This window comes from Oceanospirillum maris DSM 6286 (assembly GCF_000422865.1).
Taxonomy (GTDB): Bacteria; Pseudomonadota; Gammaproteobacteria; order Pseudomonadales; family Halomonadaceae; genus Oceanospirillum; species Oceanospirillum maris.
Map to the genome: position 1 here is coordinate 118,014 of NZ_AUGW01000013.1, position 14,323 is coordinate 132,336.

Annotated in this window: 16 protein-coding genes and 1 other RNA gene; 11 read left to right on the forward strand and 6 right to left on the reverse strand. The window is 47.3% G+C overall.

The features are described 5' to 3' along the window. Window positions 1-13: 13 nt before the first annotated feature. The 4 genes from G517_RS0106150 to G517_RS20730 form a co-directional block, all read right to left on the reverse strand. Entirely contained in the window at window positions 14-664 is a 651-nt protein-coding gene (locus G517_RS0106150) for a 5-formyltetrahydrofolate cyclo-ligase (protein WP_051206156.1), read from the reverse strand. Between the two features lie 26 nt (window positions 665-690). After that, a non-coding RNA gene (gene ssrS / locus G517_RS20450) (6S RNA) lies at window positions 691-869 on the reverse strand. 32 nt (window positions 870-901) lie between these two features. Next, a complete protein-coding gene (locus tag G517_RS0106155; RefSeq protein WP_102043354.1) occupies window positions 902-1,225 on the reverse strand; it encodes a cell division protein ZapA in 324 nt (107 codons plus the stop codon). Then, window positions 1,218-1,430 carry a hypothetical protein gene (locus tag G517_RS20730; RefSeq protein WP_157833161.1) on the reverse strand — a complete coding sequence of 71 codons (213 nt, stop codon included), beginning with the start codon at window positions 1,428-1,430 and terminating at the stop codon, window positions 1,218-1,220. Before G517_RS20730 ends, G517_RS0106155 begins: the two co-directional genes overlap by 8 nt. 183 nt (window positions 1,431-1,613) lie before the next feature. On the opposite strand from G517_RS20730, the gene G517_RS0106165 reads away from it, so the two are divergent. From G517_RS0106165 to G517_RS18025, 9 genes are all read left to right on the forward strand, one after another. After that, window positions 1,614-2,210, forward strand: a complete 597-nt coding sequence (locus G517_RS0106165; RefSeq protein ID WP_028303681.1) for a UPF0149 family protein — start codon at window positions 1,614-1,616, stop codon at window positions 2,208-2,210. Window positions 2,211-2,327: 117 nt separating this feature from the next. Next, on the forward strand, window positions 2,328-3,719 hold the full coding sequence (gene pepP / locus G517_RS0106170) for a Xaa-Pro aminopeptidase (RefSeq protein WP_051206157.1): 1,392 nt from the start codon (window positions 2,328-2,330) through the stop codon (window positions 3,717-3,719). A gap of 37 nt (window positions 3,720-3,756) precedes the next feature. Next, complete coding sequence (ubiH, locus tag G517_RS18020) at window positions 3,757-5,184, forward strand: 2-octaprenyl-6-methoxyphenyl hydroxylase (RefSeq protein WP_051206158.1); 1,428 nt, start codon at window positions 3,757-3,759, stop codon at window positions 5,182-5,184. Next, a complete protein-coding gene (locus tag G517_RS0106180; RefSeq protein ID WP_084632089.1) occupies window positions 5,181-6,662 on the forward strand; it encodes an FAD-dependent monooxygenase in 1,482 nt (493 codons plus the stop codon). The genes ubiH and G517_RS0106180 overlap by 4 nt, the downstream gene beginning before the upstream one ends. Before the next feature lie 141 nt (window positions 6,663-6,803). After that, the gene (locus G517_RS0106185) at window positions 6,804-7,403 is read left to right on the forward strand and encodes a YcxB family protein (protein WP_028303684.1); all 600 of its coding nucleotides are present in this window, start codon (window positions 6,804-6,806) and stop codon (window positions 7,401-7,403) included. 277 nt (window positions 7,404-7,680) lie between these two features. Further along, on the forward strand, window positions 7,681-8,883 hold the full coding sequence (locus G517_RS0106190) for a class I SAM-dependent rRNA methyltransferase (protein WP_028303685.1): 1,203 nt from the start codon (window positions 7,681-7,683) through the stop codon (window positions 8,881-8,883). Continuing rightward, window positions 8,867-9,322, forward strand: a complete 456-nt coding sequence (locus G517_RS0106195; RefSeq protein ID WP_245543205.1) for an acyl-CoA thioesterase — start codon at window positions 8,867-8,869, stop codon at window positions 9,320-9,322. The genes G517_RS0106190 and G517_RS0106195 overlap by 17 nt, the downstream gene beginning before the upstream one ends. Before the next feature lie 25 nt (window positions 9,323-9,347). Beyond that, the gene (locus G517_RS0106200; protein ID WP_028303687.1) at window positions 9,348-10,172 is read left to right on the forward strand and encodes a DUF2971 domain-containing protein; all 825 of its coding nucleotides are present in this window, start codon (window positions 9,348-9,350) and stop codon (window positions 10,170-10,172) included. Between the two features lie 123 nt (window positions 10,173-10,295). Further along, window positions 10,296-10,988, forward strand: a complete 693-nt coding sequence (locus G517_RS18025) for a metal-dependent hydrolase (RefSeq protein ID WP_051206159.1) — start codon at window positions 10,296-10,298, stop codon at window positions 10,986-10,988. On the opposite strand, the gene pgeF is transcribed toward G517_RS18025, so the two are convergent. Both pgeF and rluD read right to left on the reverse strand, forming a co-directional pair. After that, window positions 10,985-11,728 carry a peptidoglycan editing factor PgeF gene (pgeF, locus tag G517_RS0106210; RefSeq protein WP_028303688.1) on the reverse strand — a complete coding sequence of 248 codons (744 nt, stop codon included), beginning with the start codon at window positions 11,726-11,728 and terminating at the stop codon, window positions 10,985-10,987. The two genes, G517_RS18025 and pgeF, sit on opposite strands and share 4 nt — an antisense overlap. Beyond that, on the reverse strand, window positions 11,729-12,685 hold the full coding sequence (gene rluD, locus G517_RS0106215) for a 23S rRNA pseudouridine(1911/1915/1917) synthase RluD (protein ID WP_028303689.1): 957 nt from the start codon (window positions 12,683-12,685) through the stop codon (window positions 11,729-11,731). 92 nt (window positions 12,686-12,777) lie between these two features. Between rluD and G517_RS18030 the strand changes: the two genes are divergently transcribed. Both G517_RS18030 and G517_RS0106225 read left to right on the forward strand, forming a co-directional pair. Next, complete coding sequence (locus G517_RS18030) at window positions 12,778-13,848, forward strand: outer membrane protein assembly factor BamD (RefSeq protein ID WP_245543206.1); 1,071 nt, start codon at window positions 12,778-12,780, stop codon at window positions 13,846-13,848. A 60-nt stretch (window positions 13,849-13,908) separates the two neighbouring features. Next, window positions 13,909-14,178: a PP0621 family protein gene (locus G517_RS0106225; RefSeq protein WP_028303690.1), complete on the forward strand. Its 270-nt coding sequence runs from the start codon at window positions 13,909-13,911 to the stop codon at window positions 14,176-14,178. Window positions 14,179-14,323 lie beyond the last annotated feature (145 nt).

Consider the following 14,323-nt stretch of genomic DNA (forward strand, 5'->3'; position numbering starts at 1 on the left):
ATAAATCATGTGATCAGGCGCGGTAAATGCCCTGATCACTTGCCACGGCCTGCAAAGGAATATCCCAATTAGCCGTAGGTAGAGCATCGACTTTTTGGCATTCGTGGGCTAAGCCGATAAGGGTTGGTTTGCTAAACAAACGATGCTGAGTAAAGGCAAATGTTCGATCATAAAACCCTCCTCCCATTCCCATGCGTCCGCCCTGTTCGTCAAATGCGACCAGTGGAAATAGCACCAGATCCAAATCTTTAGGGTGGCAGCGATTGCGTTGTTTATCCGCAAAGGCTCTTAATTTGGGTTCAGGTATACCAAAACGATTACGAGTCATCGGTGTATTGCTGTCGTAGCGTACAAACCAAAGCCTGTTTTCTACCAGTGGCTGTAATACGGGGAGAAAACAAGTTTTTCCCATCTTTTTAGCTTGCTCAATCAGTAGGCTTGGGTCAATTTCCCCATCATTTGGCAAATATAGGGCAATACGCTTTGCTCGCAGAAACTCTGGCATGCTCAATAGTTGGTTTTTTAGGCTAACAGCGGCTCTTTTTTGCTCAAGGGGCGTTAAAGCTCTGCGGCGTTGGCGCATCTGCCGACGCAGCTGTATTCGGTTGAGTGCCAAGGGTTGAGAATGTGGCTGTGATTGAGAGTATGACTGAGAATGCTGCATAAGGTGGTAATGATACCGGTAGAATTAAAATTCCCAGAGTGCCGCTGCTGTCGTTGCCCTTGAACCAAACGGTTCAAGGTGGGTAATCATCGAAGTGCCTAAGGCTTTCCGTCGCGCGGACATGCACACGGGCACTCACGGATGATTCCCTGGGTTCGTAATTAGGCTCGAGGACGTTGACAGCTGGCGCACACCCCAGGAATTAGAAAACGAGTATAACGGATATTCTATAAAAAATCAGGCTGCATCGCTATTCGGTTCGTCTTGACGCAGGGCTTTAATAGCCGTTGATAATTTTTCATTAATTCGCTTCACTTGCTCGCTGGAATCCGTGTCGTCTTTGTCATTATGCAGCATTTCATAGGCGATATTTAACGCCGCCATTATGGCGATACGTTCCGTGCCTATTACTTTGCCGCTGTCACGAATTTCGCGCATTTTACGGTCAAGATACTTGGCAGAATTAATCAGATCACTCTGTTTTTCTTCTGGGCAGCCAACCACATAGCTGCGTTCAAGGATTTTTACTTCAATGGTTTGACTGCTCTGTATTTCACTCATCTTGAGGCTCCGATGGGCCTAAGCAGGTTAAAAGATAACTGACCTTTTCATCCGTGGCTTCACGCTGCTGCGTTAAGGAGTCTAGTTCTGTGGTTTGTTGGTGCAAACACTTTTTCAAAGCTTCATTCTCTTTGCGTAAATCTACGCAAACCAGAAGTAGCTCATGTATTTGTTTTTCCACCTGATCTAAATCATCAGTGTCCATAAATTTATCTTTAGCTAAGGATACTCGTACTATAGAACTGAGATTGTAACCGGTCAATTCATGCGAATGAATACTAACACCCTGACAAATGAGATTTTTCTGTTCAAAATAGCGAACAAAGTAAGGATTTCTTACCCCATTCATTGATTTGGCAGGCATCCTGCCCGATTAAAGGTGCTAACTATGACAGATAATCAGCAACAAACCGACATTCAGCAGCCAATTTTTTCTCAAATTAGTGATCTTTTTTTACGGAATGGCTGCTTGCATGCTCCGGCAGAGCTTCATGGAGATCTTTGCGGTCAACTTTGTGCGGATCAGAAGCCCGATGTTGATACTTGGTTGCGTCAGGCAATGCAGTTTATGGAGGTCTCTGCATTAGATGATGATATCTCTAAAGTAGAACTGGTAGAGCTGCTAGAGCAGACCGAAATGGGCATTAAAGATCGAGGCCTTGGCTTTAAATTATTAATTGCTGATGATGACTTTTCTTTGAATGAGCGTATGCAAACACTGTTGGAGTGGTGTGAAGGCTTTTTATCCGCCTTGGCAGATAATACGCCGTTTAATGAAGGCAGCCTATCAGAGGAATTAAAAGATGCCTTGAAAGATTTAGAGCAGATCGCAGAGATAAGCGAAAGCTTAGAAGATGATGAGCATAACGAGCAAGACTTTTTCTCCATTAGCGAATATGTGCGAATGACCGCGATGATGCTGTATGCGGAGTGTCATTTTGGCGGATCTCCGGTTGATGATGAAGCCGCTGAGAACCTTCAGTAAAATGCAAGTTAGCGAAAGCTCTGCTTTGAGTGGAACACGACGTACTCACTGAGATTTTTAATCTATTTTGGAAACAAAGCCAGCGGCTAACGGTGGCTTTTGAATATTGGAGCCTTTATGACGCATGCAAATCAACAGAAGAGTCGAGCCGAGCAAAATTTGATAAACCGCAACATCAAGATACCTCAGTCAGAGTATGATTTGCGGCGGCAACGTTTAGTCGATCAGTTACCGGAAGGCTCTGTGGTGATATTGCCTGGAGCTGTCATACGTTATCGCAATAATGATGCGGATTATGCTTTTCGTCAGGATAGTGATTTTTACTACCTGACTGGATTTGCTGAAGAAGAGGCGTGGCTGGTGCTCACCTCTGGGCGTAAAGGCGCCGATAGTCATCTGTTCTGCTTGCCTAAAGATCGAGCACAGGAAACATGGACAGGTTTTCGCGTCGGGCAAGAGCAGGCTATTGCTGAGTACAACATGAGTTGCGCTTACACGCTGGATCAGTTGGACAACCGCTTACCAGAGTTAATCGATGGGGCGCAGCATCTTTTTTACCCTATGCAGGGTGACGATGCATTAAGCCGAAGAATACAGGACTGGTGCCAGCAGTTACGACAAAAAGCCCGTTCAGGTGCGGTGGCTCCAGAGCAGCACCATAACGTGTTGCCGCTGATACATGAGCTGCGTTTGATTAAAAGCGATGCCGAGCTAGTCATTATGCGTCACGCTGCAGAGATCTCCGCTGAGGCCCATTGCAAGGCGATGCAGGTCTGTGAACCAGAGATGATGGAGTATCAGTTAGAGGCAGAGTATCTATACCACTTTATGCGCTCCGGTAGTCGTGCTCCGGCGTATAACACTATTGTGGGCGGTGGAGCCAATGGCTGCGTGTTGCATTATGTGGAAAATAATCAGCCATTAAATGCCGGTGATCTGGTATTGATTGATGCCGGTTGCGAGTTGCAACATTATGCCGCTGATATTACGCGTACTTTTCCTGTTTCCGGTCGTTTCAGCCCAGAGCAGAGTGCCTTATATCAAGTGGTATTAGAGGCGCAATATGCGGCTATTGATCAGGTGCAAGTCGGTTTAGATTGTCATGCACCGCACCGAGCAGCGTTAAATGTGCTTTGCCAAGGCCTGCTGGATCTGGGGTTGCTTGGTGGAACCTTAGATGAGGTGGTTGAGAGCGAAAGCTATCGCCGATTCTATATGCATGGCACCAGCCATTGGTTAGGTCTTGATGTGCATGATGCTGGGCGCTACAAAATAGAAGGGCAGTCACGGCCATTGCAGGTAGGAATGGTACTTACAATAGAGCCAGGGCTGTATATCGCGCCGGATGATGACAGCGTTGATGTTTGCTGGCGCGGTATAGGTATTCGTATAGAAGATAATGTGATTGTTACCGAGCAGGGCCCAGAGGTGATAACCACCGGCGTGCCAAAAAATATTGCAGAAATTGAAGCACTAATGGCTGGTGAAGGTATCGCTATTAGCGCGTAGTCGACAGACGAGAATTGATTTTAACGGGAGTATTTCAGTGACGACAGCCCCTTTGGCTAGAGCAGAATCGACTAACTCAACCACAGAAGAAGACACGCCAATCTCTGCTTATGATATTGCTATTATTGGTGGTGGCTTAGTAGGTGCCAGTCTTGCCTGCGCACTGGAAGGCTTTGCTAAAGAGCACAACTGGTCGATTGCAGTGATTGAGGCGGTTGATGTGCCCGATGATGTTCATGTAGCCGACTCTCAAGCTGGCGCGTTTCAAACCAGCCAAACCAGTGCTTTTCAAACCAGTTATGATGCCCGTTCTACGGCTTTATCTTGGGGCTCCCGTCATATTTATGAGCAGATCGGCCTTTGGTCGTATTTGGCTCCCTATGTCGCCCCGATTAAAAAGATCCATGTGTCAGATAAAGGCCATCTTGGTGCGACTCGGTTGGATCACAGAGATCATTATGTGGAAGCCTTAGGCTATGTTGCTCCCAATGTTGCTCTTGGCCGAACACTCTTGGCCGGTGTTAAAAAAGCACCCCATGTTAGCTGGCTCTGTCCGTTTAAAGTCACGGATTTTTCTGTAAAAGCGGAACGTCATCAACTGACGTTAAGCAACGCCGCCGGTGGGCAGCAGGTGATCGAAGCCAGCCTGGTTGTACTTGCCGATGGTGGTCAATCCGGCCTAAAACAGCAATTACAAATCAAAGATACCGTGCGCCCTTATGACCAGCATGCTGTGGTATGTAATCTTACCATGAGCCAACCCCATGAAGGCTGGGCTTATGAGCGCTTTACCGCTGATGGGCCTATGGCATGGCTGCCATTGCCAGAGCCAAATAATATTGCCCTTGTTTGGACGGTGCCTACGGAGCAAATTGATGAGATTAGCGCCCTAGATGATGAGGACTTTAAGCAAAAGTTATTACAGCTGTTTGGCTTTCGCTTGGGGGATATCGAACGGGTTGGCGAGCGTTACCAGTACCCGCTTACCTTAGTACGTGCCACCGAACAGGTACGCCCCGGCTTAGCAGTGCTGGGTAATGCCGCTCACTATATGCACCCTGTTGCAGGTCAAGGCTATAACCTAGCGTTAAGAGGCGTAGCCGAGCTGGCCGGTGTTTTACACCAAGCCGCAGAACAGGGAGAAAAATTAGGTGATTTAAGCGTGTTGCAGCGTTATCAGCAGCGACGACGACAGGATCAAGACGCGGTTATTGGCTTTAGTGATGGCTTGATTCGCCTGTTTGCCAATAACAATCCAGTATTGGGGCATTTTCGTGCTGGTGGCTTAATGTTGCTTGATCGATTTAAGCCTGCTAAGCGATGGTTTGCCCGTCAGGCAATGGGCATTGGCGGATCGTCTGTACGTTTAAGAGCGCTAGCTAGCAACCAAGACGTGGTCAAGCCGTACAAACAACACCGTATAACAGAGCAGCAGGTTCTAGCAAAAGCAGGTGAGCAGGTATGAGCACAGAACAGGGAATACAGGGAAATAACACAGGCTTAGATCATACCGATTTAGAAGAGCTGGATTTAAGTGGTACAGCGTTAAAGGCTAAAGACGTGAGTGCCGCTGAGGCCGAGGTGCTTGATTCAGAGCCATTAGATTCGGAAATATCTGATTTAGAAGCCTTGGACTTAAACGATACCGCTTCAGAGCAGCGCACTGCCTTAGAAGACACGGCTTTAGACACAACCTTAAAAGAGTATGATCTGATTATTGTGGGTGGCGGCATGGTCGGCGCTGCAATCGCCTGTGGTGTCGCACCAACAGGGATGAAAATTGCTATTCTGGAAACCTTTGAAAACGAACCTCAGTGGCACTCTGATAAGGTAGATCCTCGTGTTAGTGCGCTAACAGAAGCTTCACGCCTGTTTTTAGCGAGCCTTAACGCTTGGCCGAGTATGGCGGCCAATCGAGTAACCCCTTACCAGCAGATGAGCGTTTGGGAGTCTGATGGCACGGGCCATATCGAATTTAACTGTGATGATGTTTTTGCCGAAAATATCGGTCATATCGTAGAAAACAGCGTTACTTTGACCGCGTTAGTTGAGCAGAGTAAACATTTCGATAATATCCACTGGCATCGTGGTGTTTCGATTCAAGGTATTAGTCCGGTACAGACCCTTGAAGGCGGGCTCGGGGTTAAGCGCCAAGTCTTTCTAGCTGACGGTAGCGTTATTCAAGCCGGTCTTGTTGTGGCCGCCGATGGCGCGCGCTCTCAGCTACGGGAATGGGGGGGGGTTGAAACCCGTGAGTGGGATTACGACCACGAAGCGATCGTGACCACGATTAAGCTAGAGCAGCCCCACGACAGTACTTGTTGGCAACGCTTTATGCCCACCGGCCCTTTGGCATTACTACCGATTACTTTCAATGGCGACAACCATTACTGCTCGATTGTGTGGTCAACTACGCCGGAGGAATGCGTACGCTTGATGGCTTTAGATGATCAGACATTTTGTGATGAGCTGAGTCTAAGCTTTGAGCATAAACTGGGCAAGGTGCTTTCCTGTGACCCCCGTTTTAGCTTCCCGCTACGTCAGCGCCACGCTAAACGCTATTGGCAAGAGGGTTTAGTCTTAGCCGGAGATGCCGCTCACACGATCCACCCCTTAGCCGGTCAGGGGGTTAATCTTGGCTTGCTGGATGCCGCGACTCTTGTGGAGGAGTTGGCCAATGCTTGGCAGCGGAAACAACCGTTAGGCATTGAGCAGACGTTAGGTAAATACCAGCGTCGCCGCCTGCCCGATAACCTAAAAATGATGGCGCTAATGGAAGGCTTTAAGCGCCTATATGGCCCCGTACCCTTGCCGTTACGCTGGCTACGCAATACTGGCATGAATCTCGTTAATGACACGCCGATGCTTAAAAAACAGCTACTGCGACAGGCATTAGGCGCGCGCAGCGGTTTACCGAAAAATGCTCAGGTGAATCTTGCTTAGATAGGCTGTATGTAGACCAAAATCAAAGACTTAACTGGAACTTTGCACGATTAAACTGTGTCCAAAACCCTCTAGTCTAGATCTAGATCTAGATCTGGATCTGGCTACTTATAAGACTTTGATATATAGAGTGAATATAGAATGATAGAGAAAAAAACATCCGTCTCACCTAGCGAGAAGAGTTTGTCTACCGATGATGTTGTATCCGCCGATGCAAACTCGTCAACTATCGAGGTTAAATACCTCTGGAGTGAGCAAGTTTACTTAGACGCCAGCGAAGAACATACCCGTTTTGGTGGCGGTAACACAAAAGAAAAAATGATCACTCTTGTGGTGGCTGGGCTTATTCTGCTCAGCGTTTTTATGATGTTTCAGCGAGGTTTTCAGCCTGCAGATTCTATGGCCTTGGTCTTAGCCGTGTACTGGTTTTTACTTCGGGGTCGTATGCATAAAAAGTTATTGCTGGGTCGTTTCCATAAAAGTGAGCAAAAAGGCAAAGAGATCAGCCTTATTATTGATGATGAACGTATTAGCGCTAAAACAGGCGATAAAATAGACGGTCAATTCGGTTGGAATGAGATCAGCAAAGTGGTTCGTACTGGTCGAGGCTTTTTACTCTATCGGGGTGTTAATTATATCTGGTTGCCTGTGGCTGCTTTTGTTGACGAGGGGACCTGCGAACGCTTTGCCGCTATGAGTGAGCGTAAAGCAAGTTCGTTTTTGGATAAGACCGCCGGATAGTTCCACTGATTCATCTGTACTCGTTAATAGCGACTACGCCTGTTCTATATCATCGGATCTATGTTTGTCTTATGGATTAATGGACGTAATTGCCACCTTATTTTCATCTTAGGTCGGATTGCCGGTAAAACACCAAAACAGGCAGGGGAAACTCTGCCTGTTTTGGTTATAATGCCCGCAAAATACGGTGAAACAGCGTTATTTGGATCTTAGTCTTCCTGAAAAGTTAAACCTGAGTTCCAACCGTATGAGCCACTACAGCCTACGAGAGAACATCATGTCATCAATACCGTTAGCGACTCTTCGCTTAAATAAAAATGCCGAGCGCCGTATCCGCGCCGGCCATATCTGGCTTTACAGTAACGAAGTCGATACCAAGGTATCACCACTGCGTAACTATAGCGCGGGTCAGCAGGTTATTGTTGAAGGCTATAACGGTAAAGTATTGGGTAGCGCCTATATCAACCCGAAAACGCTTATTTGTGCGCGTATGATCAGCCAAGATGCTGAGAAGGTGTTGGATAAATCAATGCTGGTTCACCGCATTAAGATCGCGTTAGGTTTGCGGGAGCGGGTGTTTCCTACGCCGCATTACCGTTTGGTTTTCGGTGAAAGTGATCTTTTACCAGGCTTGGTCGTCGATCGTTTTGGCGATGTGCTATCTGTACAGCTGAATACTGCCGGTATGCAGGTGCTGGAAGAGGATATTCTCGATGCGCTGGAAAAAGTGCTGAAGCCCCAAGCCATTGTACTGCGTAACGACGGTGGTATGCGTAAACTTGAAGGCCTAGAGGAAGAAACCCGTGTTGCCCGTGGCACTTTGCCCGACGAAGTTTTCCTAGAGGAAAATGGCGTTAAGTTCCATGTGCCCATTCTGACCGGCCAAAAAACCGGCTGGTTCTATGATCACCGTATGAATCGGGCTCGCTTGCAGCATTACTGCAAAGATAAAAAAGTATTGGATCTTTTTAGCTATGTAGGCGGCTGGGGTGTGCAGGCAGCAGTTGCTGGGGCAAGCTCTGTTTTGTGTGTTGATGCCTCAGAAACAGCGTTGGATGAAGTCGATAAAAATGCCGCGCTTAACGGTGTTAGCGACAAAGTAGAAACCATGCTGGGGGATGCTTTTGAAGCCCTAAAACAGCTGGTGCAGGAAGGCGAACGCTTTGATGTTGTCGTGCTAGATCCACCGGCATTTATTAAGCGCCGTAAAGATATTAAAAATGGTGAATTGGCTTATCAGCGGATTAATCAATTGGCGATGCGCTTGCTAGAAAAAGATGCCATTTTGATCTCGGCATCGTGCTCAATGCATCTAGCCTACGATCGCCTGATTGATATCGTGCGCAGTACATCACGTCACGTGGATCGCCAAGCGCAAATTCTAGAACAGGGCCATCAAGGGGCTGACCATCCGGTACATCCTGCGATTCCAGAAACAGCCTACCTTAAGTCTCTGATTGTTCGTGTTTTCCGAGATTAAATCCAAGGCGGAATTGGGGCAGCCGGATATATTCCTGCTGCCGCTAACGGTTTCTCAGACGGCTATCGATCATTACGGCCATGTGAATAATGCGGTCTATCTCAAATGGCTAGAAGAGGCCGGTTGGGCGCATTTGGAGCAGCTGGGAATTAATCTTGAGCGGTATCAGGCGTGGGATGTTGCCATGGTTGTTCATCGGCATGAGTTAGATTATCTTGCGCCGGCCTATGCTGGTGATCAACTGGTAATGGCAACGTGGCTGGAACGTCATAATCGTATCAGTGTATTTCGACGCTTTCATTTGAAGCGGGTTAGAGATGATAAAACACTCTTCAAAGCTTTTAGTCATTACGTTTGTACTTACATGAGTAGCGGTAAGGCGCGACGTATCCCGAAAGCGTTAACGGAGTGCTATGATCAGGCTTGTCCACTTAACTGAATGATCTCTGGGATTGAGACTCGCAATGAAGCTTTACCTTTATCTTTCATTTCGCCATCTTGATGTTTTACGTAACAATCGTCTGCATTTTTCCGGTGTCACCGAGTGCCAAGATCCCTTTGAGATTAATCGGCCCACGGTACGTAAAGCACCAGAAAAAACACCGATTAGCGAAGAAGACTTCCAAACGGAGTTGCGCCGACAGTATGCGGCGCTACCTGCGCATATGCAGGGTTTTGTTACAGAGGCTTATTTTTGTGAGCAAGCCGCTTTAAAACGCCCTGCCATAGAAAAGCAGATGCGCCAACGACAACAGCCGAAAACAAAAAAATTACCGGATGCTAGAAAACTAGAAAGTTTAGCACTATGCCGCCTGTTTAAGGCACCGGACAATCCTGTGTTATGGGAGCGCTATAGCGACAATTACCGTGGCTTTGTGATTGAGCTGGATGGTGGGCACAGCTACTTTATGCATCCCAAATATAATGAACAACCGCAGTTATTGCGCCCTGTGACTTACAGCAATGAACGCCCCTCGGTAAAGGCTCGGGTGCAACCGTTTCCCGCACTTTTCTATCGTGGTAATGGCTGGAGCTTTGAAGAAGAGGTGCGCTTGGTTCGTCCGAAAGAGACCGCTGATAAAATGGCTGTAGCGGCAGGTAAAGAGTTTTTCTTCTATAAATTTCCGCCGACCATTGTTAAGCAGGTTGTCGTTGGTTGCAACGCTAGCGCGGAAGATCGCCAGCAGCTAAAGCAGCTTTTATCCGTGGATCTGCGCTATAAGAAAGTATTGCAGTCTAATCTTTGGCTTGACCCAGATTTCTATGCGCTGCATATCAAGCCCGCATAATAGTTTGGCTGGTGAGAAGATTTTATAGTCTGGCCGCAGCGTCACCTTTTCACCTTGTTCCTTCGATGTTGTCTTTCGTTTTATCTCCGGTTATCTATTTTAAGTGTTGATAGTGAGTGTGTTATGGCTAATTTTCAAACCCACCTTGGGGGTGCAGCTCTTGGCGGTGGTCTAGCGTTATCTGGCGCTTTAGTGATCAATTTAATGAGTTTAAATGAAGCGATTGCAGGCTGGTGCTTGGTGATGATCGGCGGGGTTTTACCCGATATTGATTCCAATCATTCTAAGGTTGTACGGGCACTATTTACGGTTCTTGGGGGGATTGCCGCCGTGCTTGGGGTGGTGGTCTTCACCGATAAAATACCGATTATGGGGCTTTGGATCGTCGGGACTATCGGTTTTGTCACGGTGCGTTATGGCTGCTGGTACGTCTTTACTCGGTTTACTGTACACCGAGGTATTTTTCATTCGTTATTGGCCGGTTGTTTATTCGCTGTATTTACTGCTTTTGTGGCGTTTCAAGGCATGGAGCTATCAGATGATGTGAGCTGGTTAATGGGGCTTAGCCTGTTGATTGGCTATATTATCCATTTGCTATTGGATGAGTGTTACAGCGTGGATTTAACCAATGCACGCCTAAAGCGCTCCTTTGGAACTGCGCTTAAGCTGTTTGATTACCGTAATATTGGGAATAGCATCTTGATGCTAGGCTTGCTGGTGGCGCTTATTATGACTATTGCTCCTCCGATTAGTGAACTCTGGTATTTGCTGACAGATCCGAGGGTTCGTTGGAGCTGGCAGAAGAGTTGGTCTTAATCTGCTAGCCAAATAACGCTAGCCATACGGCCTGTCTGGCCATCTCTACGGTAGGAGTAGAAGCGTTTACGTTCAGCGTAGGTGCAGAAGGCTCCGCCGTAGACCTGGTCTACACCTCGCTCTGCCAGTTTTAGGCGGGCAAGTTGATACAGGTCAGCCATGTAGTGATTGAGTCGAAAAGGGCTGGGTTCAAAGCAATCAAAACTTTGGGGGAGTTGCTCAACAAAACGTTGGCGAACTTCATCGCCCACTTCAAAGTGTTTGCTGCTAATGGCTGGGCCAAGCCAGACCAATGTCTTTTCAGGGTCTAAATCTAACCGATCTAAAGTAGCTTCCAGTACGCCATCCGCTAAACCACGCCAACCCGCATGCGCTACGGCCACACGATCCCCGTCTTCTGAGCAGAAAAATACCGGTAGACAGTCGGCGGTCATCACAACGCAGGCGTATTGAGAGTTAAACGCAACAGAGGCATCAGCTTCGATATTCGGCGTAAAGCTATCCGCTACAAGTGTGGAGTGAGTTTGGTTTAGCCAAAGCAAAGGGTGCTGTTCACCAATAAAACTTTGTAGATCACCCCGTGCCTTTGCCACCGTTGCAGGATTGTCACCAACATGGGCGGCCATATTAAAGTGATCAAAAGGAGATGTACTACCACCGCGTTCACGGGAGGTTACAAACGCCTTTACATTTTTCGGCGCTGGCCAATGGGGCGCTATAAAAGCAAAGGCATTTCGCATTTAGTCTTCCTGATCTGTTTTAAGAACGTCTAGCAGATGGAGGAAATCTTCGGGGAGATCAACTTCCCATTCCATCATGTCGCCAGTAGCGGGGTGACAGAGTTCAAGGCGCTTGGCATGTAATGCCTGCCGACCAAAGGTGCGTAACAGCTCTTTTAGTGTTTCGGTACAACCCGCAGGCAAACGCATACGGCCCCCATAAACAGGGTCACCGACAAGAGGATAGTTGATATGAGCCATGTGTACACGAATCTGGTGTGTGCGACCGGTTTCCAGTTTGCAGCGGATATGTGTATGACCACGGTATCGCTGTAAAACACGATAGTGCGTCACCGCAGGCTTACTACCTGTATCGGTTACGGTCATACGTTTCCGGTCTTTGGCATGACGGCCAATGGGCGCATCCACTTTACCACCGCCGGTCATAACGCCCACAGAAACCGCTTCATATTCACGGCCCATTGAGCGATCTTGTAGCTGTTCAACCAAGGCATTTTGCGCCATTAAGTTTTTTGCGACCACCATAAGCCCCGTCGTATCTTTATCAAGACGGTGCACAATACCTGCACGGGGTAAGTGAGCCATATCAGGAGCATGGTGTAGCAGTGCATTCAACAAAGTACCACTTTGATGACCTGCAGCGGGATGAACAACCAACCCTGCGGCTTTGTTGATCACTAAAATATCGTCATCTTCGTAAACGATATCCAGAGCGATATCTTGAGCAACCCACTCATCGTTATTAACTTCGGTTGCTTCAATCTTGAGCTGCTCTCCGCCATTCAACTTCTCTTTCGGCTTACGCTGGGCATCATTAACGGTCAATTGACCGGACTTAATCCAGCTTTGCAGGCGGGAACGAGAGTAATCAGGAAAAAGCTCTGCGGCAATTTGATCTAAACGGGAACCGCTCAGCTCAAAAGGGACGGTTGCTTGCAAGGAAATTGTTTCAGCCATGGATGAAAATCAGTCCGGGTAAGAGGTAATATCTAGGTATCAGAAGCTGAAAAATAAATGTTCGTTTTTCAGGAAACTGATACAGGCCTTGGGTGTCAGAAAAGGGCTCAGGTCTGACCGATTCTGAACACGTATTTGTCAGCGGCCTGTGCTATAGTCATTCGCCGGTCATTCTACCATTGAAAACAGCTTTTTTGGTGATTATGCGTAACCTAGTTTCTCTCCGTCATTATAAACCCCGTGGTCGCGGCCTATGCGCCTTGTCAAAAGGCATTCAGGCGTGCTCAAAAGGCATCGCGGTGTGTTCAAAAAGAATAACGGCCTGCTGCTCTCGTCGTGTGTTATTCGCTGTTTTTGCAGGGATCTCTCTCCTATTATCGGGCTGTGCAAAAGATCAATCTGCTGCCGATTTAGCCAAGGCTGAACGTACGCTCTATTTAGAAGCCCGAGAGGCTCTTGAGGGCAATAACTTTATTCGTAGTCTTGAGCTGTTAGAAGCCTTAGAAACAAAATATCCCCTAGGCCGTTTCTCTGAACAATCGTTGTTAGAGCAAATCTACGCGCAATATCGAAGCCAAAATTATGAGCGTGCTCGGGCAACCGCGGATCGGTTTACGCGCTTACATCCTCGTCATGCGCAGGTTGATTACGCCTATTATATGAAAGGCTTGTCATCCTATATGGCTGGCCGCTATATGCTGGAAGGCCTAGAGCTGATTGATATTTCTGAGCGTGATTTGGGTGCGACCCGTGATGCTTTCAGCGATTTTGATACTTTTCTAAGACGTTATCCTGATAGTCGCTACGCCAACGATGCTCGCCAGCGTATGCTTTATATTCGTAATGTGCTTGCCCGCCGAGAGATCTTTATTGCCCAGTTCTATATTCGTAAAAGTGGCTATGTGGCGGCAATAAAACGCAGTCAGTTCGCGCTTGAGAATTATCCAACCTCGGGTATTTCTGGTGATGCTTTGGCGACACTTAGTGAGGCCTATCTTCACTTAGGTATGGAGGAAGAAGCTTTTGAGGCGTTGAGCTTGCTTAAATCGCAATATCCGCAGCACAAGCAGCTCACAGAAAATGGAAAACTGAAATTGCTAAAACCTTTGGGTGAAAAAGGCCAGGCGCCGTGGAAGGTTCTTATTCCTGATCTTTTTGGATAGAAACATTGATAGCGTACCATTCAATCCATTTAATATTGGACTTAGCTTTAGGGTGATATCATGGGTTTTATTATTTTCAGGTTAATTATTTTTGTAGCGATCGTTTGGTTTGGGTTACGCCTGTTAAAGGTCTATAACCAGAAAAAACTAGAGGCTCAAAACGATAGCTTGCAGGGGAAAAACCGCAAGGGAAATGACCCTGAGCAGATGGTTCAATGCCGTTACTGCAACCTGCATTTACCACAGAAAGATGCGGTTAAACATGAAAGCCTTTGGTTTTGCTGCCACGAACATAAAAAGCATTTTTTAGAGCATGGCCCTGAAAAATAAAAGTGAGCGATGAATCACAACGCTAGAAGTAAATAGCTAGTAGTGAATCGAAAGCTTAGCAGTGAATAGAAAGCCGAGTAATAAGTAGCATCGAAAAGGGGTTGTGGATAGAAGGTTTATCCACAACCCCTTTTTCTGTTGGTTG